This window comes from Paenibacillus sp. B2(2019) (assembly GCF_008370385.1).
In the GTDB taxonomy this organism is placed as follows: Bacteria; Bacillota; Bacilli; order Paenibacillales; family Paenibacillaceae; genus Paenibacillus_AQ.
In genome coordinates, this window is the sequence record NZ_VTZR01000023.1 from 1 (window position 1) to 12,875 (window position 12,875).

The 12,875-nt window shown below is 43.2% G+C and carries 15 protein-coding genes; 2 read left to right on the forward strand and 13 right to left on the reverse strand.

The genetic code is table 11. The annotated features are described in order from the left end of the window. Positions 1 to 402: 402 nt before the first annotated feature. Positions 403 to 633, reverse strand: a complete 231-nt coding sequence (locus tag PAENI_RS20925) for a hypothetical protein (RefSeq protein WP_036680631.1) — start codon at positions 631 to 633, stop codon at positions 403 to 405. 252 nt (positions 634 to 885) lie between these two features. After that, on the reverse strand, positions 886 to 1,497 hold the full coding sequence (locus tag PAENI_RS20930; RefSeq protein WP_042192138.1) for a stage II sporulation protein M: 612 nt from the start codon (positions 1,495 to 1,497) through the stop codon (positions 886 to 888). A gap of 108 nt (positions 1,498 to 1,605) precedes the next feature. Here PAENI_RS20930 and pdaB point away from each other — a divergent pair, with 108 nt between their 5' ends. Next, positions 1,606 to 2,409, forward strand: coding sequence for a polysaccharide deacetylase family sporulation protein PdaB (gene pdaB, locus PAENI_RS20935; RefSeq protein ID WP_042192142.1), 804 nt, complete (start codon positions 1,606 to 1,608; stop codon positions 2,407 to 2,409). Between the two features lie 50 nt (positions 2,410 to 2,459). Here the strand turns inward: pdaB and PAENI_RS20940 are convergent, their stop codons facing one another. Both PAENI_RS20940 and PAENI_RS20945 read right to left on the reverse strand, forming a co-directional pair. Beyond that, complete coding sequence (locus tag PAENI_RS20940) at positions 2,460 to 3,281, reverse strand: PPK2 family polyphosphate kinase (protein ID WP_042192144.1); 822 nt, start codon at positions 3,279 to 3,281, stop codon at positions 2,460 to 2,462. A gap of 472 nt (positions 3,282 to 3,753) precedes the next feature. Further along, on the reverse strand, positions 3,754 to 4,344 hold the full coding sequence (locus PAENI_RS20945) for a KinB-signaling pathway activation protein (protein ID WP_149646632.1): 591 nt from the start codon (positions 4,342 to 4,344) through the stop codon (positions 3,754 to 3,756). Between the two features lie 129 nt (positions 4,345 to 4,473). Here PAENI_RS20945 and gerD point away from each other — a divergent pair, with 129 nt between their 5' ends. Then, positions 4,474 to 5,145 (forward strand): spore germination lipoprotein GerD, encoded by a 672-nt coding sequence (gerD, locus tag PAENI_RS20950; RefSeq protein ID WP_149646623.1) that lies wholly within the window; start codon positions 4,474 to 4,476, stop codon positions 5,143 to 5,145. Positions 5,146 to 5,202: 57 nt separating this feature from the next. On the opposite strand, the gene PAENI_RS20955 is transcribed toward gerD, so the two are convergent. From PAENI_RS20955 to PAENI_RS20995, 9 genes are all read right to left on the reverse strand, one after another. Then, on the reverse strand, positions 5,203 to 6,303 hold the full coding sequence (locus tag PAENI_RS20955) for an Mrp/NBP35 family ATP-binding protein (RefSeq protein ID WP_076300967.1): 1,101 nt from the start codon (positions 6,301 to 6,303) through the stop codon (positions 5,203 to 5,205). A 90-nt stretch (positions 6,304 to 6,393) separates the two neighbouring features. Continuing rightward, positions 6,394 to 7,134 (reverse strand): N-acetylmuramoyl-L-alanine amidase CwlD, encoded by a 741-nt coding sequence (gene cwlD, locus PAENI_RS20960; protein ID WP_042192151.1) that lies wholly within the window; start codon positions 7,132 to 7,134, stop codon positions 6,394 to 6,396. 78 nt (positions 7,135 to 7,212) lie between these two features. Beyond that, complete coding sequence (gene sat, locus PAENI_RS20965; protein WP_149646624.1) at positions 7,213 to 8,382, reverse strand: sulfate adenylyltransferase; 1,170 nt, start codon at positions 8,380 to 8,382, stop codon at positions 7,213 to 7,215. 37 nt (positions 8,383 to 8,419) lie between these two features. Next, positions 8,420 to 9,112, reverse strand: coding sequence for a phosphoadenylyl-sulfate reductase (locus tag PAENI_RS20970; protein WP_149646625.1), 693 nt, complete (start codon positions 9,110 to 9,112; stop codon positions 8,420 to 8,422). A gap of 234 nt (positions 9,113 to 9,346) precedes the next feature. Continuing rightward, complete coding sequence (gene rpsI, locus PAENI_RS20975) at positions 9,347 to 9,739, reverse strand: 30S ribosomal protein S9 (protein ID WP_025706574.1); 393 nt, start codon at positions 9,737 to 9,739, stop codon at positions 9,347 to 9,349. A gap of 20 nt (positions 9,740 to 9,759) precedes the next feature. Beyond that, positions 9,760 to 10,197 carry a 50S ribosomal protein L13 gene (rplM, locus tag PAENI_RS20980; protein ID WP_036680589.1) on the reverse strand — a complete coding sequence of 146 codons (438 nt, stop codon included), beginning with the start codon at positions 10,195 to 10,197 and terminating at the stop codon, positions 9,760 to 9,762. A 217-nt stretch (positions 10,198 to 10,414) separates the two neighbouring features. Then, positions 10,415 to 11,209: a tRNA pseudouridine(38-40) synthase TruA gene (truA, locus tag PAENI_RS20985; RefSeq protein WP_149646626.1), complete on the reverse strand. Its 795-nt coding sequence runs from the start codon at positions 11,207 to 11,209 to the stop codon at positions 10,415 to 10,417. Positions 11,210 to 11,509: 300 nt separating this feature from the next. Beyond that, entirely contained in the window at positions 11,510 to 11,875 is a 366-nt protein-coding gene (gene rplQ, locus PAENI_RS20990; protein ID WP_019908254.1) for a 50S ribosomal protein L17, read from the reverse strand. Between the two features lie 33 nt (positions 11,876 to 11,908). Further along, positions 11,909 to 12,853, reverse strand: a complete 945-nt coding sequence (locus PAENI_RS20995) for a DNA-directed RNA polymerase subunit alpha (RefSeq protein ID WP_036680585.1) — start codon at positions 12,851 to 12,853, stop codon at positions 11,909 to 11,911. Positions 12,854 to 12,875: the final 22 nt, after the last annotated feature.

The following is a 12,875-nucleotide window of genomic DNA, read 5'->3' on the forward strand; positions in this document are numbered from 1 at the left end:
CGCCGCCAGCGTTCGTCCTGAGCCAGGATCAAACTCTCCAATTAGTATTGAAAAGAGCGATATGCTCATTTTGAAACATCTGACGAGAAAATTAATTCTCTAATTTCGGATTTCACTTTCGTGATTTCCCACTCACTCGTTGTTCAGTTTTCAAAGATCAATGTCTCTCATTTTATCGTCGTTGTTTGTCAGCGGCGACCTTTATAATATATCATAGTGTTTCGTTGTTTGGCAAGTCTTTTTTTTGAAAAAGTTTTTTTCAACTTTTCTTGCCTTCCGCTTCCCTTTTACACAAGCAAAAGGAGCGCGAGATATAATTTATCACGAGCACTCCTTTTTAGTCAAGCTATTTTATTAAAAAATCTTAAATTCATATAAGACTCTTGCATTTACCGCTTATCCTTAGTGTTTATACTGAGAAGAACGTCCACCCCACGCATACTTGGAAAGCTCTTTCTGAGGAGCAAAACGAGCATACATACGAAATACAGTCTTATATCTATTGGCGATGGCATGCCTGATATTTTGGTCCAAGCGCTGATCGCTCAAATCTAACAGCATCTCATCAAGTTCTTTCCGCAAAACATAATCCAGTTCCTTGCATTCTTTTTCGTTGAACAACATTCCCAACATATGCTTGGCCTCCTTCATGAAGTTGCAAGTAACACATTCACTAAAACCAAAAACCCCTTGTACATAATTAGTTAGTCCATCTCATGGAGAAAGCTGCCTTAAGATCCTCTTACACTAGATTAACCGGAGTACTCTTTTTATAACCATAATTATTAAAAATTCCCTTTATGGTTTCGTCACGATTATATACTTCTGACCTTTAGGCAATCCTTGGATGAATAGCTTTAATGTTATGCTCCATTCTCGGAAGTTTTATGATAAAAGAGAAAAAGTTATTGTGCTTTCAATGATGGCTGCAACAAATAACAGGATTATTGTCCAAATAGATGCCGTAAGTGTTTGACGCATGAACGAAGACCACTCAACACCTCTGTTCACTTTTTTAGTGGATGAGCTAAACAGACTTGCAACTACTTTCCCGCCGAACTGCAGTCCAAATGCACAAGCAATAATGATTGCCGGAATCTCTATAATCCCGTGTGGCAGCAGTCCTTTTACAATAAGCTCGAACAAGTCCTGTCCTTGCAGTGCTGATAAATGAATCAGATAGCCGATAACCGCTCCGTTAATAAATAAGAATATGGCTGGCAGTATACCGAATAACGCCCCTAAAAATATGATAAGAACACCCTTGATGCTGTTATTTAAAAATATAAATACAAAGAAGCTCCATTGCGGATTAGAAGAATCTCTAAGGTTGCCACTGATTTCACTGAGCCCCTCTAATTGCTGAACCAATAGCTTTTCCAGACTGCTAGTAGCTACCCACCCTATAACCGCTCCTACTGCGAAGAGCAGACAGGATAGCAATAAAGCCTTCCGGATCGTTTTTAGATCTTTAATAAACGTGAAGAACGACAACATAAATACCCTCCTGAAATTGTGATCTCTGTTTCTTAGGTCATAACCTTGCGGTACGAGCATACATTTAGAACAAACAAGCATTTCGCATGGGAGAGGAGCGCTGTCATTATGAATTCTTTTTATGTATTCAGCGGCAAAAAGATTAAACGATTCATCTATATCTTCGCCGCTGTGCTTCTTGCTGCTGGAGTTGTCTATGTCGAGAGGGGAAACATAACCGTTTTTTCTGAATCCGGACCTTCCGCGATCTACAGTGTACCAACAGAGAAGAAGCTGATTGCCCTGACCTTCGATATTAGCTGGGGGGAGAAAAGACCCGAACCAATTTTGAAGGTACTTGAAGACAAGAAAGTGGACAAAGCCACCTTCTTCCTATCGTCTCCATGGAGTAAGACTCACCCAGACATTGTAACTAACATCAAGAATGCAGGTTTTGAAATTGGAAGTCATGGTCATAAACACGTCAATTACAGCACACTAAGCAACGAAGAAATTCGTACACAGATCTCAACGGCTCACACCGTACTTACCGAATTAACCGGCACTGAACCCAATTTGATTCGTATGCCTAATGGTGATTTTGACAAAAGAGTCCTTCAGGTTGCCAGCGATCTCGGCTACAAGGTCATTCAATGGGATACAGACTCCCTGGACTGGAAGAACATCGGCGTAGACAATATCGTGAAGCGTGTAACGACAAAAGCGCATCCAGGTGATATCGTCCTTCTACATGCCAGTGATTCCTGTAAACAAACACATGAAGCACTTCCACTCATTATCGACGAGCTCCGCAGACAAGGTTATGAATTCGTTACCGTCTCTGAGCTGATTAGTCAAAGCAACACCGAAGGTAAAGAAGTACGCGACTCAGCTTCACTGAGTAATGCCATTGAGGACGCAGCTGGGCTGTAAAAACACATTCAATCTCTGGTGCCGTAATGGATGTTGATCTGTCCAAAGGATTAATGACGTGGAGAAATGAGTTCCGATATGTCAGGTGTGGGGGTATTCAGCTTCGGATAGCTCAGATCCAGACTCTCCAGTGTCTTTACAACGATGGATAAGGTCAAATAGTTGCGGTACCATTGATGATTGGCGGGTATCCAGTACCAGGGTGCTTTATCTATGCTAGATTCCTTGAAAACATCTTCATATGCTTCTTGGTAATCATCCCAATACTCCCGCTCCTGGAGATCACTTGCATCGAATTTCCAATGTTTTTTGGGATCTTCAAGCCGTTCCTTAATCTTCTTCAGCTGCTTCTCTTTAGAAATATGCAGAAAAAGCTTGATAATTGTCGTCCCCTCTTCCACCAGCATTTCCTCGAACTGCCGTATGTAACGAAAGCGACGCTTCAAGTCATCCTTTTTTAACCCTCCGTGTACCCGTGGTACCAATACATCTTCATAATGCGAGCGGTTAAATGCAGAGATATATCCCTTAGGGGGTGTCTTCTGATGAACCCTCCATAGAAAATCATGAGCCTCTTCCTCTAGAGATGGTTTCTTGAAGCTGGTCACTATAAACCCTTGTGGATTAATGCCTGAAAAAATATGCTTAACCGTGCCATCCTTACCGCTGGAATCCATTCCTTGCAGAATAACAAGCAGCGAATGCTTTTTCTGAGCAAACAAAATATCTTGGAGCTCTGCCAAACGTGCTTTAAGCTCTTCTGTTTTGGCTTCTACTTCTTTTTTGGATTTAAAAACACCTGTGTCGTCCGGATCCAGCTTGTTAAGCCGGATTTCTTTTGTGTCTTTTATCATATAGCGCTTGATGTCCATATATTCCCCTCCTAAAAGTTTTGTGAGCGTTACTACACTTGTGTTACTTCGTACAAAACTCACTTCGGAAGCATCTACTAAGTTTTGTAAAGCATATGCATCATCAGGACGCTTCGTACAAAACTTACTTCGAAAGCATACGCTTAGTTTTGTGAGCGTTACTACACTTGAGATACTTCGTACAAAACTCACTTCGGAAGCATCCACTTAGTTTTGTAAAGCATATGTATCATTGATGAGCCTCGTACAAAACTCGCATCGGAAGCATACACTTAGTTTTGTGAGCGTTACTACACTTGTGTTACTTCGTACAAAACTCACTTCGGAAGCATCTACTAAGTTTTGTGAGCGTATCGTTCTTTAAGATTAACCTCTACAATCAGATTTTAATCGTTAAGATACAGTTAGAGCAAAAAAACCCGTCTTCTGAGATCAGAGCACGGGGTTCTTTGTTTAGTGCCTTCCCCATTCATTATCCGGCTGCCGGCTTCAGAATACGGTGTAGCATCAGAATTTGGAATGCATTACAAGCGATAAGCGGAACAACAATAAATACCGTTGCACTATCAACACCTATACGGAGCACGCCAATAACTTCCACAATTGAAATAGCTGTCATAAAAAAGAAGGTTGGAATCAAAGCTGAGATGTTTGTACTTTTTACTTTGAAATAAGAAACAATAAGAGCTGCTAGCAAAATAACGATTCCTAATATTAGATCAGACATAACATTTCTTTCCCCGCCAACGACGGTACGCAAAAAAATCAGTTCAAGCAATGCGAGCACAGAAAGCACTAGTTGTATGTATTTCCAAACCTTTTGTGGAAAAACGCCGTTACCCATATAATTCAAAATCAAATAGGCAAAAAAACCAAGTTGCGAATAAACGCTTACAAGCATACCGTAGCCAAGCAGAATCAGCGGGTATAAAAAGAAATCCCCGACACTTTTGAAATCAATCTTACCATTTACGAATTGCAGTGCCAGACCAGCGATTACAGCCCCACCCGCTCCTATAAGGAGGGTAGTCCAAAATAAATGAAACCATTTTTTTATACTCAGCCAATTCACCTCCTCTTGTCAGATTTATTTTACCAAGGATACCGACAAAACACCATTACACCCACAACATAAATGTGATCTAATTCGGCATAATACATCTAGAGAATCCTATAAAGGAGGGCAGCGCCAATGAAATGGAGATTTATCGGATCTGTGGGTTTGGCATTGAGCTTTGTTATGGCCTTAACGGCTTGCGGAAGTGAGCAGAGCAGTTCTTCTTCCGGACAAGGCAGTTATAAAGAAACGAAGACCATGGTTTTAGATATATTGAAAAGCGATGAGGGTAAAAAAGCGGTTGAGGAATCATTATCAAGCTCCAGCTCTAGCGGTTCCAGTGGAATGAGCATGAAGATGATGCCACTTCAAACAACAGAGGAGATCAAGCTCGCTGTTAAAAATACTCTCACTGCACCGGAATATCAGAAGGAAATCGAGAAGATAATGACTGATCCCAAATTCGCGGGCGATTTTGCTAAAGCCATTCAATCACAAAGCAAGGAACTACACCTACAGCTAATTAAGGATCCCACTTATCAGAAATCAGTCGAAGAAATTATGAAGTCTCCAGAAATGATGACAATGTTTTTAAATCTCACCAAAACACCTGATTACCGTAAACAATCCATGAAGACCATGCAGGAATCCATGCAAACTCCATTATTTCGCATGGAAGTATTGAATTTACTTAAAAAAGTCGTACAAGAAGAACTTGAACCAAAAGAGAAAAAAGAAAAGGGTAGCGAAGGTGGCGACAAACAGGAAAGCAGTGGCGGCGGCAGCGGCGATGATTCAAGTTCTTAAAAAAAAGGCCTTATCCCACTAATACGTGTGGGAAGGCCTCTTTTTTATGCACAAGAGTTAGTGCTCATATTTGGCAATAAGTTTATCAGCAATTTCTGCAAATAATTGTCCTGATGGTGTCTCTTCTTTGTATACAGAAGGTGAGAAATCCGGTTCGGAAATATGGTTGTCCGGTGCACCTAGCGGTATTTGTGCAAGCAGCTCCGTATGAAGCGTCTCGGCAAGCCTCGCTCCTCCGCCTCTGCCAAAGATATAATCTTTCTTACCACAGTCAGTGCACTCATAATAAGCCATATTCTCAATGACTCCAATAATCTCATGATCTGTCTGTAGAGCCATAGAGCCCGCTCTAGCCGCCACAAACGCTGCGGTAGCGTGAGGTGTCGTAACTATAATCTCTTTGCTGTGAGGCAGCATCTGATGCACGTCAAGTGCCACATCACCAGTACCTGGGGGAAGATCAAGCAGCATATAATCAAGTTCACCCCAACCAACATCATTGAAGAACTGGCGAAGCATTTTACCCAGCATAGGTCCCCGCCAAATAACTGGACTATTCTCACGAATAAAGAAGCCCATAGACATGACCTTCACTCCAAAACGTTCCACAGGAATAATCGTTCCTTCTTCTACAACTGGTCCCTCTTCGATCCCCATCATATCGGGAATACTGAAACCATAAATATCAGCATCGATAAGACCAACTTTTTTCCCTTTTCTTGCAAGGGCTACGGCCAAATTCACCGTTACGGTTGACTTACCAACTCCACCTTTGCCGCTGGCCACGGCGATAAAGTTCACGCCAGAGCTCTCGCTAATTAATTCATGGTCATCAAGGCCTGCTGCATGTCCTTTAAGTTTCCCAGGTTCATCGAAATCCTCTACGCTCTCTCCGCGAAGTATAGCACGTTCATAATCGGTTGCATCACGAAGCCGGATATGTACATTAGAAACCCCACCCGCTTCAAGCAATTCACGAACCTGTTGTTCTAGATCCATGCGACTTTGCTCTTCAGGATTCAGACATATGATAGATAAAGAAATACGGTCTTCTTTAATCATAATGTCACGGATCAGCTGTAGTTCCACAAGGCTTTTTCCAGTTTCAGAGTCTGTTAATGGCTGCAGTATTTCCTGAATTTGTTCCTTAGTCAGCATGGGAAGCACCTCTGTTTCCTTTCCGGTTGAGAAATTCTCCGGAGTTTTTGTCTATTATAGCATTACCTGTCTCCCCATGAGTAGTCCTGACTACTCGGAGGCGTACCGAAGAATCCCCCGATAAATGCTAGTCGCAACCTTACGCTGATAGACATCATTTCCAAGTAGAGCAGATTCCTGAGGATGTGATAAGAAGCCAACTTCTACAAGTACCGCTGGTATTTTCAATGCTTTTAACAGATAAACAGTATTCACTGTCTTAGCCACACGATCCGTATTCTCCAGCGTAGTCTTCAGCTCACTCTGCACAAACTCCGCTATAGCTTTATTATCCTTGTGATTGGGGTAGTAAAAGGTCTGTGCTCCACTCCAACGATTGGAAGGGACACTGTTCATGTGAACGCTTATAAAAAGGTCTGCGCCTTTTTCTTCGATACTTCTTACTCTTTGTTTAAGATCTTCTGTCTTACGCTTAGAATAGCCCTTAGTACCTTCCTGAGCCAAATCATAATCACCCTCACGAGTCATTACTACAATAGCCCCTGCCTGTTGCAGATAATCACGCAAATAAAGCGATACCGCGAGATTAATATCTTTCTCAATTAGCCCTTCCCGGCTAACCGCTCCTCCATCAGCTCCACCATGCCCCGCATCGAGAGCAATAACTTTTCCCGACAAGGGCAGACTCCAATAATTTAGTGTTTTAGCGGTAGGCATGTCATACGCGATAATTCCAATCATTATAGCTAGCAGCATCACGCCAAGCATACTTTTTTTGATACTGCTCCATGAAATCCAGACCGAGACTTTACTCTGCTTTCGGCCAGACATAACAAAGACCCCCTCGTCCCGATAGATAATACTCATCTATATGGGACAAGAAGGTCAAATAGTACTAGCTGTTAATGATTAAGCTGTAACTTCTTGAGTCATACCTTCAATCAGAATCTTCGCAACCTCAGGCCGCGTAAATTCTGTCGGAGGACATTGGCCATCACGGAGCAAAGCACGTACCTTCGTACCCGACAATGTCATGTGATCGTCACTAGGATGTGGGCAAGTTTTACTGGATGCCATATTCCCGCATTTTTTACAGAAGAAGCTATGTTCAAAAAATAATGGAGTAATATCAAGTTCTTCAGCACTAAAATTCGAGAAAATTTCCTGTGCTTCATAAGTGCCGTAATAATCACCTACCCCAGCGTGGTCACGACCGACGATGAAATGAGTACAGCCGTAATTTTTGCGAACCATGGCATGGAAAATCGCTTCTCTAGGGCCTGCATAACGCATTGCCGCCGGAAAAACACCAAGGAAGGTACGATCCTCAGGATAATAGTTCTCCAAAAGCGCCAGATAGCTCTTCATCCGTACATTTGCCGGTACATCATCTGACTTCGTCTCACCAACAAGTGGATTTAGGAATAGAGCGTCTACAACCTCCATAGCGCACTTTTGAATGTACTCGTGAGCTCGGTGGACCGGATTGCGTGTTTGGAAGCCGACAACCGTTCTCCAGCCCTTTTCAGCAAATATCTTCCGCGTATCCGCAGGATCAAAATAAAATTCACCGAACTTCTCTGGCTGTGGGCGGTTCAAGACTGTAATCGGCCCTCCAACATAAGTTGCAGGACGAGCCAACAGCTTACTCACACCAGGATGTTCAGGATCTGTTGTCTTGAAGACATTTTGTGCTTCAATCGTTTGATCTACAGTATAAATACTCTCAATATTCAATAAACCGTAAATCTCGCCATCGTCTTCACCGATTAAAGAAACTTTATCCCCAATTGATAAACTGGCAGCCACATCATCTTCTACAGCCAGTGTTATTGGAATGCTCCACACTGTTCCATCTGCTAATCGCATGTTTTTTACTACTGAATGATAGTCTTGCTCATTTAAAAAGCCTGTCAGTGGCGAAAATGCTCCTACAGCTATAAGATCCAAATCGGATAAAGTCCAAGTATTTAAGGCAATTGCCTTGCTATCACGCGCGAGATTTAGCAATTCTTCTCTTTCAGTACCCTCTACTACACGGTTAACCAAAGCTCCGCCATGCGGACGTATTGAAGTCATCTTAGTCTCTCCTTCTATGTTCCCACAGGGATATGTCTTACTTGTGCAATCCGCACTCTGTCTTCTCTGATCCAGACCAACGGCCAGCACGCGGATCTTCACCTGGCATAACCTGACGTGTACATTGCTCACAGCCAATACTTGGATAGTTACGGTCATGTAGAGGGTTATAGATTATGTCATTTTCACGAATATAGTTCCATACATCTTCTGACGTCCAATCCGCAATAGGATTAAACTTCACTAAACCAAATTTATAATCATACTCGACCTTTTTAGAATTTGCACGGGTAGGCGCTTGATCGCGACGAATTCCAGTAATCCATGCCTCATATTGAGATAATATACGAGTCAATGGTTCAACTTTACGAATACCACAGCATTGATTTGGGTCAACCGTCCATAGCGCATCACCGTATTGAAGTGCTTGCTCCTGCGTGGTGAGTTGCGGAGACACTCGTACAAACTCTAATCCGTATTTGTCTGCCATCAAATCTCTGGTTTCGTAGGTTTCCTTAAAATGATAATCTGTATCGAGATAAAAGACATCAGTAGATGGACTAACTTTGTGAAGCATATCAACAAGCACTACATCTTCGGCACCAAAGCTGCAGGCAAAAGTAATGTTAGGAAATGTTTCTACAGCCCAGCGGATAATATCCTCGGGTGAAGCACTCTCTAATTCTTCGGCCTTTATTCTGATCAAATCTTCTTTCTCGAGCAGGTTCATTAAGGTATTCCTCCATCCAAAATATTAATCGTATGAATAAATGAGGTAAAAGAAGTAATAAAACCAACTATTTCTATATGAAATAGTATATAACTTTTACTGAGGAAGTCAATGAGTTTCAACCCTCAGAATTAGTAAATGAATGCAAAAAAAGCCCATTTCTTGTTCGAAAGGGGCTGCTAAAAAAATAAAACCCTCGACCGTAAAGGCCAAGGGTTGAATTCTTGATAAATATTAACGTTTCGAGAACTGAGGCGCACGACGTGCAGCCTTCAAGCCGTATTTCTTACGTTCCTTCATACGTGGGTCACGAGTCAGGAAGCCGGCTTTCTTAAGCGCACCGCGATATTCAGGGTCAACTTTAAGCAATGCACGGGAGATACCGTGACGAATTGCTCCAGCTTGACCGGAAATGCCGCCACCATGTGCAAGAACGATTACATCGTAGTTGCCTAGTGTTTCAGTCAGGTTCAAAGGTTGTTTTACGATCATTTTCAGTGTTTCCACACCGAAATATTCGTCCATCTCACGTTTGTTAATGACAATGCGTCCTTCACCCGGTACAAGGCGAACACGTGCTACCGAATGTTTACGACGACCTGTCCCATAGTATTGTACTTGTGCCATGAAACTGTCCTCCTCTATTCTTATCCGCGAAGTTCGTAAACTTCAGGTTTTTGTGCTGCATGTGGATGCTCGGCGCCTGCATATACTTTCAATCTCAGCTTCATGTGGTCCCCTTGACGAGTCTTAGGAATCATACCATGAACAGCGAATTCAATTACGCGTTCTGGTTTAGTATTCAGCAAAGTTTCAGCATTAGTAACTTTCAAGCCACCTGGGTGCATCGAGTGACGGTAGTATTTCTTGTTTTGCAATTTCTTACCGGTCAAGTGAATCTTCTCAGCGTTGATTACGATAACGAAATCTCCTGTATCAACGTGTGGAGTGAATTGCGGTTTGTGTTTGCCACGGATCAAAGCAGCGGCTTCGCTGGCCAAACGACCGAGTGTCTTGCCTTCGGCATCAATAATGTGCCAATTGCGTTCAACTTCGTTCGGCTTCGCCATATAGGTGGTACGCATGAATGTTTCCTCCTTGTTCTCGTACGAAAATCTTCTGTTTCGTATATCTTGTTTCTCATTGAATTACAATTATGTGAGTTAAGCAAAGCATTTTTTTGGCATTTCCTTGATCGGGGCTGTGGGATAGCCATCAAGAAAACACAACTTTTATATTACAGTATAAACATAACAAGTGCAAGTGATTTTTAAACATTCAGCCTATTATTCAGGAAGAAATTTATAGAAAAAAAGATTCACTTTCAGTCTCGTCATATTCTACACTCCACAAAGCCAACCCCTTGGCCATAGCTGTTGGACCAGCAGCAGAACGATCACATGCCGCCAATATCTCAGCAACATGATCAGCATCTATTTTACCTTCCCCCACATGGATCAAAGTCCCCATAATAATGCGAACCATATGCTGAAGAAATCCACTACCCGTTATATAAGTTTGGATCACTCCCTGATCTAATGAAGAGGGTCGGCAAATGCTGCGGTCTACTTCCATATGAGCTTCAAAGATCGTTCGTACATGAGAGGCCTTAGTAGACTTCCGTGAAGCAAACGAAGTGAAGTCATGTGTCCCTAAAATATGCGTTAAGCCTTGCTGCATCGCAGGAATGTCCAACCTCACCGGATGATGAAGCTGCCAGCGCCGTTGAAACGGGTCTGGAAACCTGTTGCCGTTAATCGTGTATCGGTAAGTTTTACGCTTAGCTCCTCTACGAGAGTGAAACGTCAGCGGTACTTCCCTAGCCTCAGTAACCACGATATCTTGTGGCAGCCGGGCATTAAGCGCCAGACACCAACGTTCAAGTGGGATTCGAGAGGAGGTCGTAAAGTTAAAAGGCTGACCGTAGGCGTGTACTCCGGCATCTGTGCGACCAGAAGCAGTAATCTTAAGCTCCTCACCTGTCAGATGGAGTATCGCTTGCTCCAGCCGATCTTGAATCGTATTGCCCTGAGGCTGGGTCTGAAAGCCATCATAATTTGTTCCGTCATAATTGACCTTCATCAATAGATTACGCATTCCGTTCTCCTTTTTAAACCGTTCAGCAGAAACGTCGATCGAAGCACTGTCTGATCTTATTCAAGAGGAAGAAATGGCTTTGCCGTCCCTAGAAGGACGGCATCCATTAACACTTCACTCCATTATTTCAAAAAAAAGAGCCCCTGCGGGAGCTCCTTCAATTGAACCAAGGTGATTCCCACGGTTATTAGTACAGCAGAGTCTTGCGCCTCTGCAGCACAATAACGCTGATATTTCCCCCATCTTTACTCTAAAGAGGGCCGGATGAAAGGGAAGCATCGGAAATCAATACTTGTGATACTACGCGCGGTCTACCAATTCAAGATAAACCATAGGCGCAGCGTCCCCACGACGAGGTCCGAGTTTCAGGATACGAGTGTATCCACCTGGACGCTCTGTGTAACGAGGAGCAATGTCAGAGAACAATTTTTGAATTGCATCTTGTTCACCATCAACAGTCTCGCGGCGAACAAATGCAGCTACTTGACGACGAGCATGAAGATCGCCTTTTTTAGCTTTAGTGATCAACTTTTCAGCGATAGAACGAACTTCTTTCGCTTTAGCTTCCGTTGTTTGGATGCGCTCGTATAAAAATAGATCCGTTACCATGTCGCGAAATAACGCTTTACGCGCACTGGAATCACGGCCCAATTTTTGGTATGCCATGTGTTTTCCCTCCTTTACTGTAACAATCTGTAGTTATTCTTCTGTACGTAGTCCCAAACCAAGTTCCTCAAGCTTCTCCTGAACTTCTTCCAAAGATTTACGACCAAGGTTACGCACCTTCATCATATCTTCTTCAGTCTTCGTGGTAAGCTCTTGTACGGTATTAATACCAGCACGTTTGAGGCAGTTGTAGGAGCGGACAGAAAGATCAAGCTCTTCGATTGTCATCTCTAGCACTTTTTCTTTTTTGTCTTCTTCTTTTTCAACCATAATTTCGGCGTCTTTCGCTTCGTCCGTAAGACCTACGAACAATACGAGGTGCTCGTTCAAAATTTTGGCTCCGAGGCTTACAGCCTCTTCCGGTCTAATACTGCCATCTGTCCAAATTTCAAGCGTCAATTTGTCGTAGTTGGTCACTTGACCAACACGTGTATTGTCTATGCCGTAGTTAACGCGTGAAATAGGAGTGTAGATGGAGTCAACCGGGATAACGCCAATTGGCTGATCGTCGCGTTTGTTCCGGTCCGCTTGGACGTAGCCGCGACCACGGCCTGCAAAAATACGCATGTGAAGTCTCGCACCAGGTCCCAGCGTTGCAATGTGAAGATCCGGGTTGAGGATCTCAACATCGCTGTCCGCACGGATATCACCTGCGGTAACGATGCCTTCCCCTTCGGCATCAATCTCAAACACTTTTTCCTCGTCTGAATGAATCTTCAGGGACAAGGCTTTAAGGTTCAGAATGATCTCCGTCACATCTTCCATTACGCCTGGAACGGTCGAGAACTCATGCAGAACGCCGTCAATTTGGACCGAAGTCACTGCGGCTCCTGGAAGCGAAGAAAGCAATATCCGGCGAAGTGAATTCCCCAGAGTCGTGCCATACCCACGTTCCAACGGTTCAACTACGAATTTCCCATAGGTACCTTCATCATTAGCTTCTACGGTCTCAATCTTCGGCTTTTCGATTTCTATCACGAGTTTACCCCTCCTTCAACGT

What these genes read in the sequence shown, in the direction of transcription:
- PAENI_RS20925 (WP_036680631.1), bottom strand. Translation starts at nt 633, where the DNA reads ATGTTGGGAATGTTGTTCAACGAAAAAGAATGCAAGGAACTGGATTAT.
- PAENI_RS20930 (WP_042192138.1), bottom strand. Translation starts at nt 1,497, where the DNA reads ATGTTGTCGTTCTTCACGTTTATTAAAGATCTAAAAACGATCCGGAAG.
- pdaB (WP_042192142.1), top strand. Translation starts at nt 1,606, where the DNA reads ATGAATTCTTTTTATGTATTCAGCGGCAAAAAGATTAAACGATTCATC.
- PAENI_RS20940 (WP_042192144.1), bottom strand. Translation starts at nt 3,281, where the DNA reads ATGGACATCAAGCGCTATATGATAAAAGACACAAAAGAAATCCGGCTT.
- gerD (WP_149646623.1), top strand. Translation starts at nt 4,474, where the DNA reads ATGAAATGGAGATTTATCGGATCTGTGGGTTTGGCATTGAGCTTTGTT.
- PAENI_RS20955 (WP_076300967.1), bottom strand. Translation starts at nt 6,303, where the DNA reads ATGCTGACTAAGGAACAAATTCAGGAAATACTGCAGCCATTAACAGAC.
- cwlD (WP_042192151.1), bottom strand. Translation starts at nt 7,134, where the DNA reads ATGTCTGGCCGAAAGCAGAGTAAAGTCTCGGTCTGGATTTCATGGAGC.
- sat (WP_149646624.1), bottom strand. Translation starts at nt 8,382, where the DNA reads ATGACTTCAATACGTCCGCATGGCGGAGCTTTGGTTAACCGTGTAGTA.
- PAENI_RS20970 (WP_149646625.1), bottom strand. Translation starts at nt 9,112, where the DNA reads ATGAACCTGCTCGAGAAAGAAGATTTGATCAGAATAAAGGCCGAAGAA.
- rpsI (WP_025706574.1), bottom strand. Translation starts at nt 9,739, where the DNA reads ATGGCACAAGTACAATACTATGGGACAGGTCGTCGTAAACATTCGGTA.
- rplM (WP_036680589.1), bottom strand. Translation starts at nt 10,197, where the DNA reads ATGCGTACCACCTATATGGCGAAGCCGAACGAAGTTGAACGCAATTGG.
- truA (WP_149646626.1), bottom strand. Translation starts at nt 11,209, where the DNA reads ATGCGTAATCTATTGATGAAGGTCAATTATGACGGAACAAATTATGAT.
- rplQ (WP_019908254.1), bottom strand. Translation starts at nt 11,875, where the DNA reads ATGGCATACCAAAAATTGGGCCGTGATTCCAGTGCGCGTAAAGCGTTA.